This is a genomic window from Pantoea sp. GCM10028869, assembly GCF_042666835.1.
Lineage (GTDB): Bacteria > Pseudomonadota > Gammaproteobacteria > Enterobacterales > Enterobacteriaceae > Pantoea > Pantoea leporis.
Map to the genome: position 1 here is coordinate 339,584 of NZ_JBHTGO010000001.1, position 19,457 is coordinate 359,040.

16 protein-coding genes are annotated in these 19,457 nt (G+C 56.2%); 11 read left to right on the top strand and 5 right to left on the bottom strand.

Annotated elements, in window-relative coordinates; all coding sequences use genetic code 11:
- The first annotated feature begins 87 nt into the window (after positions 1-87).
- The gene (gene gabP, locus ACFQW4_RS01660) at positions 88-1,482 is read left to right on the top strand and encodes a GABA permease (protein ID WP_101761447.1); all 1,395 of its coding nucleotides are present in this window, start codon (positions 88-90) and stop codon (positions 1,480-1,482) included.
- A 32-nt stretch (positions 1,483-1,514) separates the two neighbouring features.
- On the opposite strand, the gene ACFQW4_RS01665 is transcribed toward gabP, so the two are convergent.
- Positions 1,515-1,841: a hypothetical protein gene (locus tag ACFQW4_RS01665; RefSeq protein WP_101761446.1), complete on the bottom strand. Its 327-nt coding sequence runs from the start codon at positions 1,839-1,841 to the stop codon at positions 1,515-1,517.
- A 176-nt stretch (positions 1,842-2,017) separates the two neighbouring features.
- Between ACFQW4_RS01665 and ACFQW4_RS01670 the strand changes: the two genes are divergently transcribed.
- Positions 2,018-3,355, top strand: coding sequence for a glycoside hydrolase family 10 protein (locus ACFQW4_RS01670; protein WP_370581441.1), 1,338 nt, complete (start codon positions 2,018-2,020; stop codon positions 3,353-3,355).
- Positions 3,356-3,516: 161 nt separating this feature from the next.
- Here the strand turns inward: ACFQW4_RS01670 and ACFQW4_RS01675 are convergent, their stop codons facing one another.
- Positions 3,517-4,437 carry a LysR family transcriptional regulator gene (locus tag ACFQW4_RS01675; protein WP_101761445.1) on the bottom strand — a complete coding sequence of 307 codons (921 nt, stop codon included), beginning with the start codon at positions 4,435-4,437 and terminating at the stop codon, positions 3,517-3,519.
- A 146-nt stretch (positions 4,438-4,583) separates the two neighbouring features.
- Between ACFQW4_RS01675 and ACFQW4_RS01680 the strand changes: the two genes are divergently transcribed.
- The 8 genes from ACFQW4_RS01680 to ACFQW4_RS01715 are packed head-to-tail and all read left to right on the top strand — an operon-like array spanning position 4,584 to position 12,113.
- A complete protein-coding gene (locus ACFQW4_RS01680; protein WP_377723983.1) occupies positions 4,584-5,528 on the top strand; it encodes a PDR/VanB family oxidoreductase in 945 nt (314 codons plus the stop codon).
- Positions 5,525-6,706, top strand: coding sequence for an amidohydrolase family protein (locus ACFQW4_RS01685; RefSeq protein WP_377723383.1), 1,182 nt, complete (start codon positions 5,525-5,527; stop codon positions 6,704-6,706). The genes ACFQW4_RS01680 and ACFQW4_RS01685 overlap by 4 nt, the downstream gene beginning before the upstream one ends.
- A gap of 7 nt (positions 6,707-6,713) precedes the next feature.
- Positions 6,714-7,169 (top strand): RidA family protein, encoded by a 456-nt coding sequence (locus ACFQW4_RS01690; RefSeq protein ID WP_192235591.1) that lies wholly within the window; start codon positions 6,714-6,716, stop codon positions 7,167-7,169.
- Positions 7,170-7,183: 14 nt separating this feature from the next.
- A complete protein-coding gene (locus tag ACFQW4_RS01695) occupies positions 7,184-8,062 on the top strand; it encodes a creatininase family protein (protein WP_336768171.1) in 879 nt (292 codons plus the stop codon).
- A 9-nt stretch (positions 8,063-8,071) separates the two neighbouring features.
- Entirely contained in the window at positions 8,072-9,043 is a 972-nt protein-coding gene (locus tag ACFQW4_RS01700) for an ABC transporter substrate-binding protein (protein WP_137386931.1), read from the top strand.
- The gene (locus tag ACFQW4_RS01705; protein ID WP_192412919.1) at positions 9,040-9,873 is read left to right on the top strand and encodes an ABC transporter ATP-binding protein; all 834 of its coding nucleotides are present in this window, start codon (positions 9,040-9,042) and stop codon (positions 9,871-9,873) included. Before ACFQW4_RS01700 ends, ACFQW4_RS01705 begins: the two co-directional genes overlap by 4 nt.
- Positions 9,870-10,670 carry an ABC transporter permease gene (locus ACFQW4_RS01710; protein ID WP_101761439.1) on the top strand — a complete coding sequence of 267 codons (801 nt, stop codon included), beginning with the start codon at positions 9,870-9,872 and terminating at the stop codon, positions 10,668-10,670. Before ACFQW4_RS01705 ends, ACFQW4_RS01710 begins: the two co-directional genes overlap by 4 nt.
- A 54-nt stretch (positions 10,671-10,724) precedes the next feature.
- The gene (locus tag ACFQW4_RS01715) at positions 10,725-12,113 is read left to right on the top strand and encodes an FAD-binding oxidoreductase (protein ID WP_377723387.1); all 1,389 of its coding nucleotides are present in this window, start codon (positions 10,725-10,727) and stop codon (positions 12,111-12,113) included.
- A gap of 55 nt (positions 12,114-12,168) precedes the next feature.
- Here ACFQW4_RS01715 and ACFQW4_RS01720 read toward each other — a convergent pair whose 3' ends face one another.
- Positions 12,169-14,025 (bottom strand): hypothetical protein, encoded by a 1,857-nt coding sequence (locus tag ACFQW4_RS01720; protein WP_377723388.1) that lies wholly within the window; start codon positions 14,023-14,025, stop codon positions 12,169-12,171.
- A gap of 320 nt (positions 14,026-14,345) precedes the next feature.
- Positions 14,346-16,325, bottom strand: a complete 1,980-nt coding sequence (locus ACFQW4_RS01725) for an autotransporter outer membrane beta-barrel domain-containing protein (RefSeq protein ID WP_377723985.1) — start codon at positions 16,323-16,325, stop codon at positions 14,346-14,348.
- Positions 16,326-16,774: 449 nt separating this feature from the next.
- On the opposite strand from ACFQW4_RS01725, the gene ACFQW4_RS01730 reads away from it, so the two are divergent.
- Positions 16,775-18,061, top strand: a complete 1,287-nt coding sequence (locus ACFQW4_RS01730) for a PAS domain-containing methyl-accepting chemotaxis protein (protein WP_101761435.1) — start codon at positions 16,775-16,777, stop codon at positions 18,059-18,061.
- Between the two features lie 38 nt (positions 18,062-18,099).
- Here the strand turns inward: ACFQW4_RS01730 and ACFQW4_RS01735 are convergent, their stop codons facing one another.
- Positions 18,100-19,428, bottom strand: coding sequence for an NAD(P)/FAD-dependent oxidoreductase (locus ACFQW4_RS01735; protein ID WP_377723390.1), 1,329 nt, complete (start codon positions 19,426-19,428; stop codon positions 18,100-18,102).
- Between the last annotated feature and the right edge of the window lie 29 nt (positions 19,429-19,457).

A 19,457-nucleotide genomic window follows, 5' to 3' on the forward strand; every position in this document is an offset into this window, starting at 1 on the left:
CCCAGCTCGCGCGGCGGGCTGGGCTTCTCACCTGTTGTAACCCGGCTGCGCGTCGCGCGGCCTGAGAGACGCTTTGGAGAAACATTGATGAGTTCACAGAATGCCGATGTACTGGCGCAAGGCCTGAAGCCGCGCCATGTACGGATGTTATCGATTGGTGGCGTGATTGGTGCCGGATTGTTTGTTGGCTCTGGCCATGCGATCGCCGAAGCCGGCCCGGCGGTACTGCTGGCCTACATCGCCGCGGGCGCGTTGGTGGTGCTGATTATGCGCATGCTGGCCGAAATGGCGGTGGCATCACCGGATTCCGGCTCTTTCTCCACCTACGCCGACAAATCGCTGGGCCGCTGGGCCGGTTTCACCATCGGCTGGCTTTACTGGTGGTTCTGGGTGTTAGTGATCCCGCTGGAAGCCAACGCCGCTGGCACCATCCTGCATTCGTGGTTTCCACAAGTTCCGGTATGGGAATACACGCTGGCGATCACCACGTTCCTGACCATCAGCAACCTATTCAGCGTGAAGAACTATGGCGAGTTTGAATTCTGGTTCGCCCTGCTGAAAGTGGTGGCGATTGTCGCATTTCTCTGCGCGGGTAGCTTAGCGGTGTTTGGTTTGATGCCGGGCAGCAGCACGCAGGGGATCTCACATTTGTATGACACGCAAGGCTTTATGCCTAACGGCATCGGCGCGGTGCTGGCGGCAATCCTCACGACCATGTTCTCTTTTATGGGTACTGAGATTGTCACCATTGCCGCCGCCGAATCGCGCGAGCCGAAGAAACAAATTACGCAGGCCACCAACTCGGTGATCTGGCGCATCGCGCTGTTCTATCTGCTGTCGATCTTCATCGTGGTGGCGCTGGTGCCGTGGAATACGCCGTCGCTGATGAAAGCAGGTTCTTACCAGACGGCGATGCAGATGATGAACGTGCCTTACGCTAAGCAGATTGTTGATGTGGTGGTGTTGATTGCGGTGTGTAGCTGTCTCAACTCTGCGCTGTATACCGCATCGCGCATGATCTATTCGCTTTCACGTCGTGAAGATGCGCCTGCCGTCGCGTCGCGCACCACCCGCAGCGGCACGCCGTGGGTAGCGGTGTTGCTCTCCACGGCGGCGGCCTTCCTCGCGGTGATCGCTAACTATCTGGCGCCGAGCGCAGTATTTGAGTTCCTGCTCGCCAGTTCCGGCGCCATCGCGTTGCTGGTGTATCTGGTGATCGCCGCGTCTCATCTGGTGCTGCGTAAAAAGCGCGAAGCGCGCGGTGAAATCCTCAGCTATCGCATGTGGCTGTTCCCTGGCCTGACGTGGGCGACGATGGTGTTCATCGTTGGCGTGTTGGTTGCCATGCTTTTCAACCAACAACACCGTCCAGAGATTATCGCCACCGGCCTGTTGACGCTGGGTGTCGTCGCCGCCAGCCGTATTGTGCATCGCAAACGCGTGGCGCGGAAAAACGAGGAGATGGTGGCGTTACGTTCGTAACGCATGACTTCCAGGCAAGGATGCCGCGGAACTTAGTCGTACTGCACGTCGATGCTGATGGCTTCTTCCTGCACGTTCAGGTTTATCGCGCATTTACGCCACACCGGCAGACCGTTGGTCATATTGTTATCCACGAAGTACTGCTGAAAATCTTTCAGCGCCTCCGAGAGATCGCCTATCGCGCGCGCATCGGGTTCAAACCAATCCGGTTCACCGTTTTCATCGATGTAATCGAACTGAAACTGCCCGCCATCATCGTCCGCAAACAGTTCAGCCTGAACGATCAATTCCCGCGCACCTTGCGGGCCACAGCTAAAGATGATCTGGCCGATACGGCGATAAAGGTCTTCGTATTGCATAGGTTTTGGGTTCCTCAAATAAATTTACTGCGTGCAATTCATTGCGACGCTACAAAATCCCGTACTTATCAGTAGCGGCGCGATTCATCGTGCAAACCATGACACCATTATTGACTTTAGTTCGCATGATAAGAGAATGAGGCTCTTCGAACAGAAAGTTGCAAAAAAGGGAGTTTATCATAGCCTGTTCACATCGTTTTCCCTGGGTTAACACCTATAAAAAATCCGCTGCGCTGGTCGCCATTGCTGTCGCCCTCTCACTGGCCAGTTGCTCCTCGCCGCCACCGAAATCGCTGGTCACGCCGTTGCCGACGGTCACCAAACCGCCAATGCCGACTAAACCAGCGCTGAGCAAAGAACCGGTACGCGGCGTGTGGCTCACCACCGTTTCACGCCTCGACTGGCCGCCAATCAATTCCGTGAATGCCAGCCCGGCCAACCGCATCCACCAGCAGCAACAGGCGTTGACCGATAAGCTAGATAAACTGAAAAGCCTCGGCATCAATACGGTATTTTTCCAGGTAAAGCCGGATGGCACCGCGCTGTGGCGCTCCAGCATCTTGCCGTGGTCAGATATGCTCACCGGCAGGATTGGTGAAGATCCCGGCTACGATCCGCTGAAATTTATGCTGGATGAGGCGCACAAACGCGGCATGAAGGTGCACGCGTGGTTCAACCCATATCGCGTCTCGACCAACGTCAAACCTTCCACGGTTAACGCGCTGAATAATACGCTTGCGCTGCAACCGGCCAGCGTATTTGTGCTGCATCGCGACTGGATCCGCACCGCCAGCGACCGCTTCGTGCTCGATCCCGGCATCCCCGCCGCCCGCGACTGGATCACCAGCATCGTTGCGGAAGTGGTGTCGCACTATCCGATCGACGGCGTGCAGTTCGATGACTATTTCTATACCGAAACGCCCGGTTCAACCCTCAACGACAGCGCCACGTTCCGCCAGTATGGTCAGGGTTTTGCATCGAAAGCTGACTGGCGGCGCAACAACACGCTACTATTAATTGAGCAGGTGTCGCGCACCATCAAGCAACTGAACCCGAACGTAGAATTTGGCGTCAGCCCGGCAGGCGTGTGGCGCAATCTGTCGCATGATGCGGCGGGCTCCGACACGCGCGGCGCGGCCGCCTACGACGAAGCCTATGCCGATACGCGTCGCTGGGTGCAAATGGGACTGCTGGATTACATCGCGCCGCAGCTCTACTGGCCGTTTGCGCGCCAGGCCGCCCGTTACGACGTGTTAGCCCACTGGTGGGCGGACGTGGTGAAGCCAACGCATACGCGGCTCTATATCGGTGTGGCGCTGTACAAAATCGGCGAAGCGTCGAAAAGCGAACCTGACTGGACGGTGAATGGCGGCGTGCCGGAGTTGCAAAAGCAACTCGATCTCAACGAGTCGCTACCGCAAATTAACGGCACCATTTTGTTCCGCGAAAATTACCTTAATCAGCCACAAACCCAGGATGCGGTGAATTATTTGCGCAGCCGTTGGGGCGATTAACATTATCGTAAGGTCGCCATTCATGGCGTAATGCCGATCAGTTAAGCGCCGTATCATATAACCGCACCTTCTGTAGCGGCGCGATTTATCGCGCAATGAATTGCGCCGCTACAATGTGTGCATTCGATAATGAGGGGTTTTCATGCCTTAACTAACGAGCATTACGCCAGCAACTCTTCACTCTGCATCAGTGCAAAAAACGACTCCAGCTCGCGCAGCATCATCGAAGCGGCAATCGAAAGCTGGCGCTGCGGCGCAACACACAGCGACAAGGTAAATGGCTTCAGCACCGTATCGATCAGCGGGATAAACTTCAGTTCACCGCGCCGATACTCATCAACGATATCCAGCCAGCACATCAGGCTTATCCCCACATCATCGCGCACCAGTGAACGCAGCATATGAATGTTATTGGTGCGCGCCACTTCGTTGATCTTAATGCCCGAACTGTTGATCAGCGCCTCCAGCGGATCGGCCAGCATTAGCGGCGCGGCGGGCACGATAAATGGCCAGGATTCGCAGTGGCTGAAACGGATCGATTCCAGATTGGCCAGCGGATGTTGACTGCTCACCACAATACCCAGACGTAAATCGGCAAACGACTTCACCAGCAACTCGCGCGAACTTTGCGGATTAAGCATGATGCCGAAATCCGCATCGCCCGAGGTCAGCGCATTGGCGATGTGGATGTTGCTCATGGTGGTCAGCGTGAAGGAGATGCCGGGATAGTCACTGCGAATGCGCTGCAAAATCGATGAAAAAAAGCCGCGATTAATCGCATCAATGGTGGCGATATGCACATGGCCGTGACGTAATCCGCGCAAATCATCCAGCTGCGTGCAGACGCGACCAAAATCCCGCTGCCAATTTTTCGCCGCATTCAGCAGGATCTCACCCGCTGCGGTCATACGTAATCCTGATGGATGGCGCTCAAATAGCGGCATATCCAGCTGTTCCTCCACGCGCAGGATCTGCCGATCGATTGAGGATGCCGAGACGTGCAGCACCTCAGAAGCCTTGCGCAGCGAACCCTGGCGGGCCACCTCAGTGAAATAGAGCAGAAATCGGGAGAAGGCGAACATAAGGGGTGCTCTCTTTTTTGCAACGCATCATGCGAATTAAACAGATGGACGCTTACACATGGGCAAAATAATAATCGCTGCCATGATTAAAACAAGGGTTTGCGCGGCCTTCCAGCTGACGACATCCCTGCTCAGGCAGATAGATGATGAAATCCAATCCTCTCGTCGTCACCGTCATCGCAAAGCAGTTCAACGGTGCAGGCAATGTGTTACTGACGCTGGCGAATCGCAGCGGGCAGCCGCTGCCTGCTTTCACGCCCGGCGCGCACATCGATGTCATTATTCCTGACGGCGGTAAACGCCAGTATTCACTCTGCTCTGCGCCAGCCGAGTATTATGAAATCTGCGTACGTCTGGATGAGTGTTCAACCGGCGGATCGCGCTGGCTTCATCAGCAATTAACCACCGGCGATAAGCTAGAGATATCCGCGCCACGTAACCACTTTCCGCTGCCGCACGCGCCGCGCACGCTACTGTTTGCCGCCGGCATCGGCCTGACGCCGCTGTTGGTGATGGCCGAAGCACTGGCGGCGCGTCAGGCGAATTTCACCCTGCACCTTTACCTGAAACACGCCGACCAACTGGCTTTCAGCCAACGTCTGCGCAATCTCGGCGCGTGCGTGGTCATCCACTACAGCAGCGAAGGCGACAGCCTGCGCCAGCGCGTTCCCGAAGATCTCACCCAGCCAGACAACGCTGCGCTGGTGTTCTGCGGCCCGGCGGGTTTTATGCATCATCTGCAGCAGCTGGCGTTGCAACATGGCTGGGACGAAGCACAGCTGCACAGCGAGCGCTTCCAATCCACATCTTCGCTGATGGCTGGCGCTGCCTTCGAAGTGCAGCTCGCCTCCTCCGGCGCACGCTTTGCCGTGGGCGAGCAACAAACCATCGCTGAAGTACTTGAAGAAGCAGGGATTGAGATTGAACTCTCCTGCGAACAAGGCATGTGCGGCGCCTGCATCACCGGCGTGTTGGCGGGCGAGCCGGATCACCGTGATGATGTGCTGAGCCAGCAAGAGCGTGCGGCCAACGATTGCATCGTGCTGTGCTGTTCACGTGCGCGTTCACCTTTATTGGTACTGGATCTATGAGCGGCTATCCGGGTGCGACCGGCGCACGTTTACCCCGCTGGCTGCTGCCAGAAAACTGGCCTGAAGCCAACAATCAACCGCAGCTGGCGACCTTACATTTCCACGCCGCGGGCCTGCAATTCGAACCCGACCATGCAGCAGCACCCGCTGATTATCTGCCGCTTCACGGCGCGCTGGTGCTGCCCGCGTTTATCGAACCGCACGCGCATCTGGATAAAACCTTCACTATTCAACGCAGCCCGGCGCAACAGCCCGGTTTGCTGGCCGCGATTGCTGCCATGCATCAGGACCGCGTGCACTGGAACACAGCAGATCTGCAGCAGCGCGCTACGCAGGCGCTGCGCTGGGCGGTAGAAGCTGGCGTCGGTTTGCTGCGCACCCACATCGACTGGTTCTCCGTTGATGCACCATTAGCGTGGCAAGTGATTGGCGATCTGCACCATCCACTGTGCAGCATCGAGCGCGTGGCCCTCGCGCCACTCACCTTCTTTGCCGACGCCAGCGATGCGCAGCATATTGCTGCGCAGGTCGCAACCAGTGGTCCCGGCGCGCTATTGGGCGGCTTTATTCACAGCAGCAACTGGGATGCGCAGGCGTTTCAGCATCTGATGGAAGCCGCCGAATTGTGGCAGCTGGATATTGATCTGCATATTGATGAAGAACTTAACGTTGAGGCGCAGGGATTGCGCTGGCTGGCGCACTATTTGCAGCAGCATCCATTTAGCGGCGCGATCACCTGCAGCCACAGCTGTGCGCTGGCGCAGCAGGACGATGCGCAACAGATTCTTGCCTTACTGGCGCAACACAATGTGACGTTGATTGCGCTGCCGCTCACTAACCTGCTATTGCAGGACGCGGTGCCCGGCCGCACGCCGCGTCTGCGCGGTTTAACGCTGGTGAAAGAGGCGCAGGCGCTGGGCATTACGCTGCTGCTCGGCGCGGACAACGTGCAGGACGCGTTCTGTCCGTTTGGCAGTTACGACCCGCTCGATACGCTGTTCAGCGGTTTGCTGAGCCTGCAACTGGGCGCGGCCTTTGATCAGGCCTCCGCGCTGATCTGCCAACGCCACGCGCTGCAGGCCAATGATTTGGTGATTTTTCCGCATGTCGATGTGGCGAGCTGGCCATTGCGTCAACGTCAGCGCTATCGGCTGAAAAGGGGTGTGCGTTATGGATAAACAACAGATGGCGCTTGATGCAGGAGCGGGAAAACCGCTGGCGAAATATGCCGCGTGGCGACGCGCGGGTGACTTCATTTTCCTCTCCGGCATTATTCCGGTGAATCCGCAAACCGCCACCATTGTGCGCGGCTACGACGACATTCCCGCAGCGGCGCAACAGCTGCTTGGCCGCACCGGCGAGTTCTCTACCGACATTAAAGAGGGGCCGATTCTGGCGCAGAGTTGGTACGTGCTGGAGAGCATCCGCGCCACCATCGAAAGCGCCGGCGGCCAGATGAGCGATGTCTTCAAACTGGTGCAGTACTTCCGCAATCTCGACCATTTTCCCCACTACAGCCGGGTACGTAAGCAATTTTTTCCCGATGCGCCGCCGGTTTCTACCGTGGTGCAGGTGAGCGAGATGCTGCCGAGTCCGGACGTCTTAATTGAAGTTGAAGCCACGGCGTGGTTGCCGCAATAACACGAGGAGTTGAAATGTTGCATGGTTATATTCCGGCAAACCGCTTTTTGCCGTACCTGAGCTGGACCGACATCGCCACGCTGGAAAATAAAGCCAACACCGTGATCGTGTTGCCGACCGGCGCGATTGAGCAGCACGGCCCGCATTTGCCGTGCGCGGTGGATAGCGTGATCGCCTCCGGCGTGGTCGGCCATGCGCTGGCGCGTTTACCGGCGGAAATCCCGGCCTACGCCATTCCGCCGATCACCTACGGCAAATCGGATGAGCATCTGCATTTTCCTGGCACGCTGACACTGACCGGCGAAACCCTGCTGCACACCATTCTGGAGATTGGCGAATCACTCTATCGCGCCGGTTTCCGCAAGTTCCTGATGGTTAACGGCCACGGCGGCCAGCCACAGCCGTTACAGATGGCGGCGCGCGAACTGCGTCTGCGCCACGGCGACATGATCATCATCATGCAAGACACCTTTAAAGTGCCGAACTGCGCGGAAAGCTTTATGGACGACAAAGAGCGGCAGATGGCGATGCACGCGGGACATGCCGAAACCGCGCTGATGCTGGCGCTGGCACCCGATACCGTGCAGATGGATAAAGCGGTGGCTAATTATCCGCCGGCATTCCCCTGCCCGACGCTTTCGACCAACAAACCGATGGCGGCGTGGGCCTCCTACGATTTCGGCCCAAGCGGCGTGATTGGCGATCCTCTGCCCTCCACGCCCGAGCAAGGTGCAGCCATTCTCGATTCACTGGCAGAAAGCTGGGCGCAGGTGATTACCGAAGTGCACCAGATGACATGGGTAACCCGCGCCGAACCGGCGTGGGGCACCGGCCATTGGCAAGGCAAAGTATTAGATCACCACGACGCAGCCGCCTTTTTACCACCTCGCTAGGGAATAATGATGAAAAAGACATTGAGCACTGTTGCCGCGCTTGCGCTGGCACTCTCGGCCCCGAGCATGGCGGCGGAGAAATTCACCTTTATGACCAACTGGTATGCGCAGGCCGAACACGGCGGCTTCTATCAGGCGCAGGCGCAGAATCTGTATCGCGATGCCGGCCTTGATGTCACCATCAAGATGGGCGGTCCGCAGGTGCATACCATGCAGCTGATGGCGGCCGGTCAGGCCGACTGCATCATCAGCGATAACATGCAGGCGCTGGAAATCTGGCAGCAAGGCGTGCAGGCGATGCCGGTTGCCACCACCTTCCAGCACTCGGCAATTGCCTTTCTCACCCATCCGGATGTGAAAAACCAGGCCGATTTGCAGGGCAAAACCTTCCTGCTGGCGGCGGAAGCCTACACCTCATATTGGCCGTGGGCGCAGAGCGCGCTGAAGCTGAAAAATGCCCGCGTGCGTCCTTACACCTTCAGCATTCAGCCGTTCCTTGCCGATAAAAATCTGGTGCAGCAAGGCTATATAACCTCCGAACCGTTTGCAGTGCAAAAAGCCAATGCGCAGGCCAATGTTTACCCGATCAGCGATTGGGGTTATCCGCCGTACGGCAACAGCATCGTGTGCATGAAATCGACCATTGAGAAACGGCCGGCTGCGGTGGCGGCGTTTGTGAAGGCGTCGATGCAGGGCTGGAAAAACTATCTGCAGGATCCTGCCGCTGGCAACGTGCTGATCAAGAAAGAGAACCCGCAGATGAGCGATGAACAGATCGCTTTCGGCATTGCGCAGATGAAGAAATACCAGATGCTGACCGGCGGCGATGCGCAAACCGGTGGCATCGGCATCATGACCGAAGCGCGCCTCAAGCAAACCTGGCAGCTGCTGGTCGATACCAAGCTGATCGATGCGGCCAAAGTGCCGTTTGACGGCAGCTACACGCTGAAATTCATCCAAGACGTCAAGGTTCTGCCATGAATAGCGCCAGCCATTTGACGCTGCTGCATCCCGATGCGCAAGCGGTGCCGCGTTCTGCGGCGCCACCGGCGATTGAGGTGCTGTCAGCGGAGAAAATTTATCCCAACGGTACGCGCGCACTGCTGCCGGTCGATCTCACTATTCGTCAGGGCGAATTTGTCTCGCTGCTCGGCCCGTCCGGCTGCGGCAAAAGCACCTTGCTGAAAATGATCGCCGGGCTGATTGAGCCCACCGATGGCAAGTTAATGCTGTTTCGCCGCGATCGGCGCGAAAATCAGCGCGATCTGCCGCTGTCGTTTGTGTTTCAGGAAGCGACGCTGATGCCGTGGAGCAACGTGCACAAAAACGTGCGTCTGCCGCTCGATTTGGCAGGCGTGCCGCGTGCCGAAGCGGACACCCGCGTGCGCGAAATCCTCGAACTGGTCGGCCTCGGCCAGTTTGGTCACGTATTGCCGCGCGAACTTTCCGGCGGCATGCAGATGCGCGTGTCGATAGCGCGCGGCCTGGTCACGCGCCCGAAGGTGCTGCTGATGGATGAGCCGTTTGGCGCGCTGGACGAGATCACCCGCAACAAGCTGGACAGCGATCTACTGGATTTGTGGCAAGAGCAGAAGCTGACGGTGGTGTTTGTCACCCACTCAATTCAGGAAGCGGTATTTCTGTCGCAGCGGGTGATTATGATGGCGGCGCGCCCCGGACGCGTGGTAGATGACATCCGCATTGAAACCACGTTGCCGCGCGACGATGAGTTCCGCGTCAGCCAGGATTTCACGCATTATGCGCAACAGTTGCAACGCGGCCTGCTGGCGGCGAGCAAGGAGAGTCAATGATGAAACCGTTAGCAAGCCATCGGCAATTTCAGCAGTGGCTGTTTCCCGCCATCGTCGCGGTCGCCATGCTGCTGTTGTGGCAGTTTCTGGTCACCACCTTCAAAGTGCCGGTGTTTCTGGTGCCGTCGCCGCTAGTGGTGGCGCAAAGTCTGGTGCAGAACTTCCCGACGCTGTTTATGTCATTGCTCTACACCCTGAAAATCACCGTCATCTCCTTTGCGGTGGCGATTGTGATTGGTTCGATTGTGGCGTTTCTGCTGGTGCAAAATCGTTTTATTGAGACCGCCCTTTTTCCCTATATCGTGTTCTTGCAGGTGACGCCGATTGTCGCTATCGCGCCGCTGATCATCATCTGGGTGAAAGACACCACGCTATCGCTGGTGGTGTGCGCCACCTTAATGGCGGTGTTTCCAATAATCTCCAATACCACGCAAGGTCTGCGCAGCGTGTCGCCAGGATTGCTGAGCTATTTCCGCCTTAATCATGCGTCACGCATGCAGATTCTGCTGCGCCTGCGTATTCCTTCGGCGCTGCCGTACTTCTTTGGCGCGCTGCGCATCTCCAGCGGTTTGTCGCTGATTGGTGCGGTGGTGGCAGAGTTTGTCGCTGGCACCGGCGGCACCGATACCGGGCTGGCGTACCAGATTTTGCAGGCCGGTTATCAGCTCAATATCCCGCTGATGTTTGCCGCGCTGCTGCTGATTTCACTGGCAGGCTTCCTGCTGTTCGCGCTGATGTCGTGGCTAACGCGCCGCGTGCTGGCGGCATGGCATGAGAGTGAATTGAGCCCCAGTTAAGAAACACGCATGCGCCGTAGCGGCGCACTAACCCTTTTCACACAGGAAATAAACATGTCTGATTCCGATCGCCAGTCTGCACTGGCGGCGCTGGTCGCGGCGTTGCCTGAACTCGACTGGATCAAAGAAGCGCCGAAGGTCAAACGTCTGTCGCGCGATTTCCACTGGTTCAGCCCGGTCTTGAAACCGCAGCTGGAAGCGAAGTTTGCCGAACTGGCGGTACGTCCGCGTGATGAGCAGGAGCTGGCACTGATCGTGGCAGCCTGCGCCAAACAGCGCGTGCCGCTCAATCTGCGCGGCGGCGGCACCGGCAATTACGGTCAGTTGATTCCGCTGCACGGTGGCGTGATGGTTGATATGACGCGCCTCAACGCGGTGACCGCCGTCGGCCACGGCACGGTGCGTGCGCAGGCGGGCATTCGCCTTGGCGACCTCGAAGCGCATACGCGTCCACTTGGCTGGGAGCTGCGCTGCATGCCCTCCACCTGGAAACTGGCGACGCTCGGCGGCCTGTTTGGCGGCGGATTTGGCGGCGTAGGTTCGATTAATTACGGTCCGCTGGCCGCGCCAGGCAACGTGTTGTCGGTGCGCCTGATGACCATGGAAGAGACACCGCGCATTATCACCCTGCAAGCGCCGGATGCGCTGCTATTGCATCACGCGTACGGCAGCAATGGCATCGTGCTGGAGATTGAACTGGCGCTGGCACCGCGCCACGACTGGATCGAACGTCTCGACACTTTCAACGACTTCCCTACGGCGATGGCCTTTGCCGATGCGCTGGCCCGTTCGCCAGGCATGGTGAAGCGCCAAATCACCGTGTTCGCCGCGCCGGTGCTTGATTACTTCAGCGATCTGGCCGATGCCGATGTGGCGGGCAAACATGGGGTGATTTCAGTGGTGGGCAGCGAAAGCGACGGGCTGTTACCTGCGCTGCTGAGCCAACATGCGGGCCGCAATGCGCTGCATTTTGCCGCAGGGGAAAACAGCGGCCATTCGCTGATCGAATATTGCTGGAATCACACCACGCTGCAGGCGCTGAAAATCGATAAGACGCTAACTTACCTGCAAACTGCTTACACGACGGATAACTATTTGCAGCAGGCGTTAACGCTGGAAGCGCAATTATCCGATGAGGTGATGTCGCACATTGAATTCTTACGCGATATGAAAGGCAGCATTACCTGTAGCGGTTTACCGCTGGTGCGTTATCAGGACGAAGATCGCCTCAACGCGATTATGGCTACTTACCGCACGAATGGCGTGAATATTAATAATCCACATGTGATTCATATTGAAGATGGCAAACAGGGCATGGTGCGTGCTGATGTGGTGGCGATGAAACGCGCCTGTGATCCCCACAATTTATTAAATCCCGGCAAATTGCGCGGCTGGGAAGTACGCGATACGTTACCGGATGTGCATATCCCTGGCGTGAATTAACCACGTAGATTTTATTATTGTCGAGCCAGCAACCTCGATTGCTGGCTCGATAAAATTAATAGGGATCGGTAGCACTGTGCAATTCAATACTGCGCTCCGCTCCATTGACTCGAACTTTTAAGAACCGACGCGTTCTCCATGTTCCATCGGGATTTTGCACGCTCTTTTCGAACACCGGACCATGCAATAACAACTCTTTGTTGTCGTTGTACCCAAAGCCAACTTGTTTATTACCAATCCAGTGCTGTTCAAAGGCAACAACTTTCTCCGCATCCAGTCTGGTGCTCTCTTCGGCGCTACAGGCCGTGAAGCTTTTACGGAAAATAAAGCAATTTCCAGCCTGGTATCGGTCTTTGCCATTGGTATCGACTAGCGCAATGGAATAGGCGGTAAAGCCCGCAATTTTCACATAGAGTTTGGTTCGGGCACCATTACCCGAAATATGCACTTTGGTCACCGGACTGGAACCCTCGCCGTACCAGCTGCCAATAGAATCTGCACCATTTCTTGCCTGCAGATAGATATTTGCCACGCCTTCCGGCGTACGGCTACTAAAGTCAGTTTGGGTTTCACTTTGTGAGAGGAATTGTGCGGTGCCAATAATGCGCACATGTATTTGCGAGTTGGCATTAGAGAAGGCGAATTCCCCGACATAAAACCACTGTTCAGCCTCCTTCCCCTGATTATCCATGTGATACTGCGAGGAGATATAGTCATAGCTCAATGAACCTTGCGCAACGATTCCCCAATCCGACATCTCCAGTATGCCACGATCGCCTTCACCGATAAGCGTCCACGGCTCAATACCTTCGGTACTGTAATCGAATCCGGCACTTTGGTTATGAATACTTTTTTGAATAATAGTGGCGCGGCAATAACCCAGTTTTAATGGGTTATCGGTGGATTCAATCGCTAATCCCTCAATCACCCACTGGCCATTGGAGAGATCACCGGCGAATTCGGAGTGTTCAATCCAGCCGTTGCGAATAAAGGATTGCGTACAACGCGGTAAATCCAGCACCGGCTTTTTAGTGCCGCCCTGCAAATTAAAATTGGAGAGTTCAATTGCCGTAGAGTGATCCCAGGCGCCTTCTACCCGACCGGACCAACGAGCATAAACAATGCTGTCCTGACAACCACGGGAATAGAACTGGTCGATTTTACAATCCAGCGTATCGATAAGATCAAGCGCACGTCCGCCCAAATAGCGGAATTCCATACTGCTGACGCGCAAGAACTGGCCGCCGATAATGGTGTTGGCATAGAAACCGACATTATTGAACGCCGTGCCGCCATCACCACCGCTGTCCGAACTCTTGCCTTTCACAACCAGCCCAGAAATTTCGGCATAGCGTGCCTGCACTTTAAAGAAATGTTGACCACGAGGTTTGGTATCCCAGTCGAAAAACAACGTCGTTGTTGGAAAATAACCGAAATTGACCGCCGCACCGGTCACCTTAAAACGGTTAATTTCTATATCTGAGATATCAAACGTCGACATACTAAATTCGCCCGCAGTAAAACGTATCCCTGCTGATGGCAGCACGCGCTGCGACCAGTTAAACATACGTTTTACCGCCTCGATGCAGTCGGTTTTCCCGTCAGGCACCGCGCCAAAATCCAGCACGGTGACCGAGTTATAATCCAGTATCACCCTTTTCCAGCGTTTCTTTCCCGCTGTCACAATCACCAACCCACCATCGTCTGGCGATGTGGTATCTGTTGCGTCATAAACAAATACGCCGCCGCCGGCTTTCGTTCCGCGCTTATATTCCAGCACCGTAGCGAGTTCACCGCCGGTGGTGGGTTCGGTGGCTTTGAGCTGTTCGATATCTATGACCTGAATAACCGGTGCCGCCGCCGTGACAGTGTTTTGTGGTGTGGTATTCGTATTGCTGGACGCATTCGCCATGGTGTACCCCTTAATTATTAAGAGAAAGTAACTGCACCATCGAGTATAAGTAACTGAAAATTAATGTGTTGATGCGTACCACGCTAACTGGGGCATTTGACTTATGTGATTTTTGCATGGCCAGACAACAATATGATTAATGGAAAAAAGCGTAGCGGCAGCGAGGCGATTTACAGATTAATCGCAGACAACTTCTTTATTTACATGGCACGAAACAGGAGAGGTTACGCGGAATTACAAGGTTGATAGCTAAGCAGAGAAAGCATTTGTGATCGTTATAAATTAACAGGCCAGCAACTAACAGTTACTGGCCTGCATGCTTAGAACGTGGCGTTCACACCGACATTCCAGGTCACCTGATGGTAATCGCTATTCCCACCGACGGTTGAAACCCCGGCAAACGCATTCACCGTTTCGCCGAGCGGCACGTTGGCACCCAGCGACAGATCCAGCCAGTTTTTATCGCGCGCCTCAACGCTGCGTTCAAACGAAGTACGCGTCGATTTCAATCCGGCACGCACCGTGGAATCGGTATCGCCAAACTGATGGTTGTAGCTCACCTGTGCCCAGGGATTAACCACCCACTGTTTGCTGTCGATGCGCCAACCCACTGAGCCAATCTGTGAATGGGTGGTTTGATCGGAATAGCGCATCGCGGTACTGCTGTCGCTGTTCTCGCTATAGCCGCCGACGCGACCGTAATCCAGCGCGTAACTGGCGACCGGCCCGGTGCTGAGATTATCAGTAATTGGCAGCGTCCAGCCAGTCTGCACGCGCATGCCGAGCAATTTACCGCTGGTGCTACCCTGCTCGGTACGTTTGGCCGGGCCGATGTGGATATCACGCTCGATGCTGTCGAAATCGAGATCGGCATAATGCAGATCGGCGTTAATCCAGCCCTGATCGAACACCGTCAGCTGGCTGTAAAGCTCCACCAGATTGCCGCGTAGTTTGTAGTCGTAGTTCGACGAAGGTTCCTGGCGCTGATTGGTGTTGGAGAACAGCACACCCGTTTGCCAGCTGTCGGTGATCTGATAGCCGATACCCAGCGTTAAGTTGGTGGTGTTGGCATTTCCGTCGCTCCAGCTGTCGCCCTGATAATCGACATGTTGCCCGGCATAGCCGCCAAATACCGTGAACTTTCCGGCGCTGGCGGGCTGTTGACGCTGCTGCTGCAAATGTCCATCCAGCGTGTTTTGCGTATCCCGCGCCATCATCAGTGGCGATTGTGATAACGCCGCCACCTGCGCTGGCGCATCCAGAATCGACTGGATGTAATCGGCAATCATCGCGTGCACCGCTGGGCTCGGGTGTAGACGATCGGCAAACAGATAATCCTGCGCCGTGGAGAAGCCCGGCGTGCTGGATTGACACTCATCCGCTGAGGTGCCAATCGGACAAGCGATGCCAATGGTGTTGGTTAAGCCATATTGGGTCGGATTGGCGATCACTTCATCGAACAGCCCGGCGATATCCACGCGCACAATATTGCCATTCAAGGTCGCCAGCCCAGCTTCTTCCTGCTGGTTATAACCGTCGGACAGCGCCGTGACCTGCTCGCTCAGCTCCTGCCATGCGTTATAAAGCTGTTGCGCTAGTGCGTCACGCACCGCTGGAACCGACGAAACTTCGCCTGCCGCTTGCGTGAAGGCATCCTGCACCGCTTGCTGTCGCGCGGCTTTATCTGGCGTGGTCACGCCATCCAGTGACTGAAACGCCGCCACCATCGCTGGTGTGGCTTCACTTCCCAGCACGCGCAGCACGGTTTGAATCATATAGGGCGTTGAGCCGAGCTGCGGCACGGTGGGCACAATCACCGCGCCTGCGCCGGCATCCAGCAGGGTTTTAATTTGCGCAACCGATTGATTGGCGCTGTTGCTGATGGTTTCACTGGCGGTTAAGGGATTGGTGACGGCAACGGCGATGTCATTGGCACCGACCCAGTGAATATACAAACCGTTGCTATCCGCGCGACCGCCGGTTGAAGCGAGATAACCCGCCAGCTGATCCTGGGTGTTTAAATCAGGATCGAGCTTGGGTACCGATACCGCGCCACCCTGCGCATAATTGCTGCCGCCTAACGTTGAGCGCTGTAAATCCTCCCCCAAATGCGCGGCAAGAATCTCATCATATAAAGGATGTTGTGCACCGTCGAAGGTAAAACGGCCCACATTGCCGCTATCACTCAGGCTATCGCCAAACACGGTCAGACTGTCCCATGCCAGCGCAGGTGCGGGCGTCAATAACGCAGTGAGTGTGGCGATGGCGACGGCAGAAAGCGCAGATTTGTGGTTGTTCATCATCAACTCCGTGATGGGCCAGAGATGCAGCGTCTGACCGGCAAAAGGTAAGGTCCGCGCATCAAGCGAACCCGCAACATCGCATCAGGAATGCGTAAAGAAAATATCAAGGACGTTTAACTATTTAGTCAGGAAGGGGGCGTTATGCCAGTTTGCAGCGGCAAATAAACTCAAGTTTATTAACAGCCCTTTTACATGCATTTAAATTAAACCTTTAAATAAGGCCGCCGATAACTAGTGTTGCGGAGTGCGAGTACGCTCTGAGCGGTACATTTTGAAAACATCAGGTAGGTTAATTACATACCCCGTGCGGCGCTGCGGCGCACAGAGACACTTAAGTGTACGGCGAAGGGGAATCTGCGGGCAGCATAGGTGACGCATGTTGAGCGTGACCAATTTTGCACTGCACGCATTACGTTCAACAGCACAATAATCACCTGAGGCTTCCCATGTTTGGTGTGAAAAAGTCGAGTCTTTCTTTGCCGTTTTATAAAAGTGGCGATGTGGCTAAAGATATCAATGCGATCAAACAGCATGTGGCATGGATTGAATTTACGCCTAACGGCGAGATTCTCACCGCCAATCACCTCTTCCTTGCCACCACCGGCTACCAGTTAAATGAGATTCAGGGGAAGCATCACCGCCTCTTCTGCAGCCCACAACACAGCCAATCCTCGCGCTATCTCGCCTTCTGGCAAACGCTGGCGTCTGGCGAATCGGTGACCGGCATTTTTGAGCGCTTCAATAAGCTAGGTCAGCGTTTCTATCTCAGCGCCACCTACTTCCCGGTGAGCGATGACAAAGGCCAGGTTTACAAAGTGATCAAGGTGGCATCGGATATCACAGAACGTCATCAGGAGCTGGAGCATAAAGAAGCGGTGATCACCGCGCTGGATCTCTCCATGGCGGTGATTGAGTTCACGCCGGACGGACAAATCCTCACTGCCAACAATAACTTCCTCAAGCACATGGGATATGAGCTGGCTGCGGTTGTAGGGCAGCATCATCGCATGTTCTGCTTCGATAACTTCTATAGTGAAAATCCCGACTTCTGGCGCAAAATGGCCAAAGGCCAGCACTTTGTCGGCCGCTTCGAACGCAAAACCGCCGGCGGCGAACGCATCTGGCTTGAGGCCAGCTACAACCCGGTTTATGACGCCGATGGCAAGGTGTACAAGGTGATCAAAATCGCCTCAGATATCACCGCGCGCGTGGAAGCCGCCAAGCGCGTGGCCGACATCGCGCTGACGACCTCAGAAGAAACGTCACAAATTACCGACAACGCCAACGAGGTGCTGGACGAAACCATCCGCAACTCCGGTCTGGTGGCGCTGCAGGTTAATGCAGCAACGGCGATCGGGGGCGAGCTTAACGCCTCGGCGAAAAGCATTAGTGAAGTGGTCGAGACCATCAACCTGATTGCCTCGCAAACCAATATTCTGGCGCTGAATGCGGCAATTGAGTCTGCGCGCGCCGGTGAAGCAGGACGCGGATTCAGCGTGGTGGCGGGCGAAGTGCGACGTTTGGCGGCGTCCACCTCCAGCGCGACGAAGCAGATCACGCAAGTGGTGGAACACAACGCCAGCCTGATTGCGCAAATGGAGCAGCAGCTTAATGAGGTCAAGCAGTTTGTGGTGACCGAGCAGGATAAAATCAGCGTGTTGTCACGCAGCCTGCGAGAAATTAACAGTGGCGTACATGAGTTTGTGAATGTGATTCATCGGTTGGATGTGTAATGTTCGGCCGGTGTGCAACAACGCGCACCGGCCAACCCTCACATCATCTGCGGTTCACGGATCGCCTGACCTTTGGCGAACCGCGCCAGGCTGTACGGCTTCACATCAGTGAACAGCGGTTTGTTATTGACCATCTGCGCACACAGCAAGCCTGCGCCTGGCCCAATACCAAAACCGTGGCCGCTGAAGCCGGAGGCGATAAATAAGCCCGGTATGCTCGCCATCTCATCAATCACCGGCACCAAATCCGGCGTGGTATCAATCCAGCCGCCCCACGCGTAATCCACCTTAATGCCGTTCAACTCCGGATAGAGCTGCACCAGCGCCTGCATCGCTTCCTGCACAATGCCGTTATCCGCTGCCGGATCGAGGGTGCGGATCTTTTCAAACGGCGACTCGCTTTGATTGGACCACGAACCGGCGGCTTCCGGGCCGTTGAAGAATGAGCCGTTGATGCGCACCTTGAGCTTCTTGGCGATTTTGCTGCGATACATCGTATAGAACCTGGTGGCGTAACGGATATTTTGCGGCGCGAGATCAATCTGCCCGCGTCCGGCGAGCGCCACGGTGTAGCTGCCATCCTGACGACGGCGAATACACAACCCGCCGGTGCTGAGACAGCCTTTGATCACTTCAGGCGCCGCCGTGGTTTTGAACGCTGTGCCAAGGATATTGGCGCTCGGCAGTTCAATGCCATATTGCTTGCAGAAGCGTGAACTCCACGCGCCACCGCAGCAGATCACGCGGTTGGCTTTCACCAGGCCGCGCTCGGTCCAGACGCCGGTGACGCGTCCGCCAGATACATCGAGGCCGCGCACCGCGCAGTTTTGCTGGATTGATGCGCCGAGATTTTTCGCGCCAGTCGCCATCGCCGGTGCTGCCAGCGACGGCTCTGCGCGACCATCGCTGGGCGACCACACGCCGCCAATCCACGGCGCATTGTTGCCGATGCGCTCGCGCGTCTCTTGTGCGGTCATCAAATGGCTGACGAGACCCAGTTGCTGCGCCTGCTTGCCCCACGCTTCCCAGCGCGCCAGATCGCTTTCGCTCTGCGTGCCGTAAGTAATGCCCTGCCGCGAGAAGCCGAGATCGAGGCCAATTTCACTGCTCAACTCGTCCCAGCGCTGCAAACTGCGCATCGCCATCGGCAATTCGTACAGGTCGCGGTTTTGCTGGCGAACCCAGCCCCAGTTGCGGCCGGATTGCTCGCCGCCGATCACGCCCTTTTCAAACAGCGCCACGGAAACGCCCTGTTTTGCCAGTTCGTAACTTACTGACGTGCCAATGATGCCGCCGCCAATCACAATCACATCAACGGATTCGGGAAAGCGTTCACTGTCTGCTACTGCATTGATTTTGATGCGCATCGTCTTAAATCCTGTCCGCTTTTTGTTGA

Excerpts from the sequence above, each read along its gene's own strand:
- ACFQW4_RS01695 (WP_336768171.1), top strand. The coding sequence starts at position 7,184 with ATGTTGCATGGTTATATTCCGGCAAACCGCTTTTTGCCGTACCTGAGC.
- ACFQW4_RS01735 (WP_377723390.1), bottom strand. The coding sequence starts at position 19,428 with ATGCGCATCAAAATCAATGCAGTAGCAGACAGTGAACGCTTTCCCGAA.
- ACFQW4_RS01665 (WP_101761446.1), bottom strand. The coding sequence starts at position 1,841 with ATGCAATACGAAGACCTTTATCGCCGTATCGGCCAGATCATCTTTAGC.
- ACFQW4_RS01725 (WP_377723985.1), bottom strand. The coding sequence starts at position 16,325 with ATGAACAACCACAAATCTGCGCTTTCTGCCGTCGCCATCGCCACACTC.
- ACFQW4_RS01685 (WP_377723383.1), top strand. The coding sequence starts at position 5,525 with ATGAGCGGCTATCCGGGTGCGACCGGCGCACGTTTACCCCGCTGGCTG.
- ACFQW4_RS01730 (WP_101761435.1), top strand. The coding sequence starts at position 16,775 with ATGTTTGGTGTGAAAAAGTCGAGTCTTTCTTTGCCGTTTTATAAAAGT.
- ACFQW4_RS01720 (WP_377723388.1), bottom strand. The coding sequence starts at position 14,025 with ATGGCGAATGCGTCCAGCAATACGAATACCACACCACAAAACACTGTC.
- ACFQW4_RS01700 (WP_137386931.1), top strand. The coding sequence starts at position 8,072 with ATGAAAAAGACATTGAGCACTGTTGCCGCGCTTGCGCTGGCACTCTCG.
- ACFQW4_RS01680 (WP_377723983.1), top strand. The coding sequence starts at position 4,584 with ATGAAATCCAATCCTCTCGTCGTCACCGTCATCGCAAAGCAGTTCAAC.
- ACFQW4_RS01690 (WP_192235591.1), top strand. The coding sequence starts at position 6,714 with ATGGCGCTTGATGCAGGAGCGGGAAAACCGCTGGCGAAATATGCCGCG.
- ACFQW4_RS01675 (WP_101761445.1), bottom strand. The coding sequence starts at position 4,437 with ATGTTCGCCTTCTCCCGATTTCTGCTCTATTTCACTGAGGTGGCCCGC.
- ACFQW4_RS01715 (WP_377723387.1), top strand. The coding sequence starts at position 10,725 with ATGTCTGATTCCGATCGCCAGTCTGCACTGGCGGCGCTGGTCGCGGCG.
- ACFQW4_RS01710 (WP_101761439.1), top strand. The coding sequence starts at position 9,870 with ATGATGAAACCGTTAGCAAGCCATCGGCAATTTCAGCAGTGGCTGTTT.
- gabP (WP_101761447.1), top strand. The coding sequence starts at position 88 with ATGAGTTCACAGAATGCCGATGTACTGGCGCAAGGCCTGAAGCCGCGC.
- ACFQW4_RS01705 (WP_192412919.1), top strand. The coding sequence starts at position 9,040 with ATGAATAGCGCCAGCCATTTGACGCTGCTGCATCCCGATGCGCAAGCG.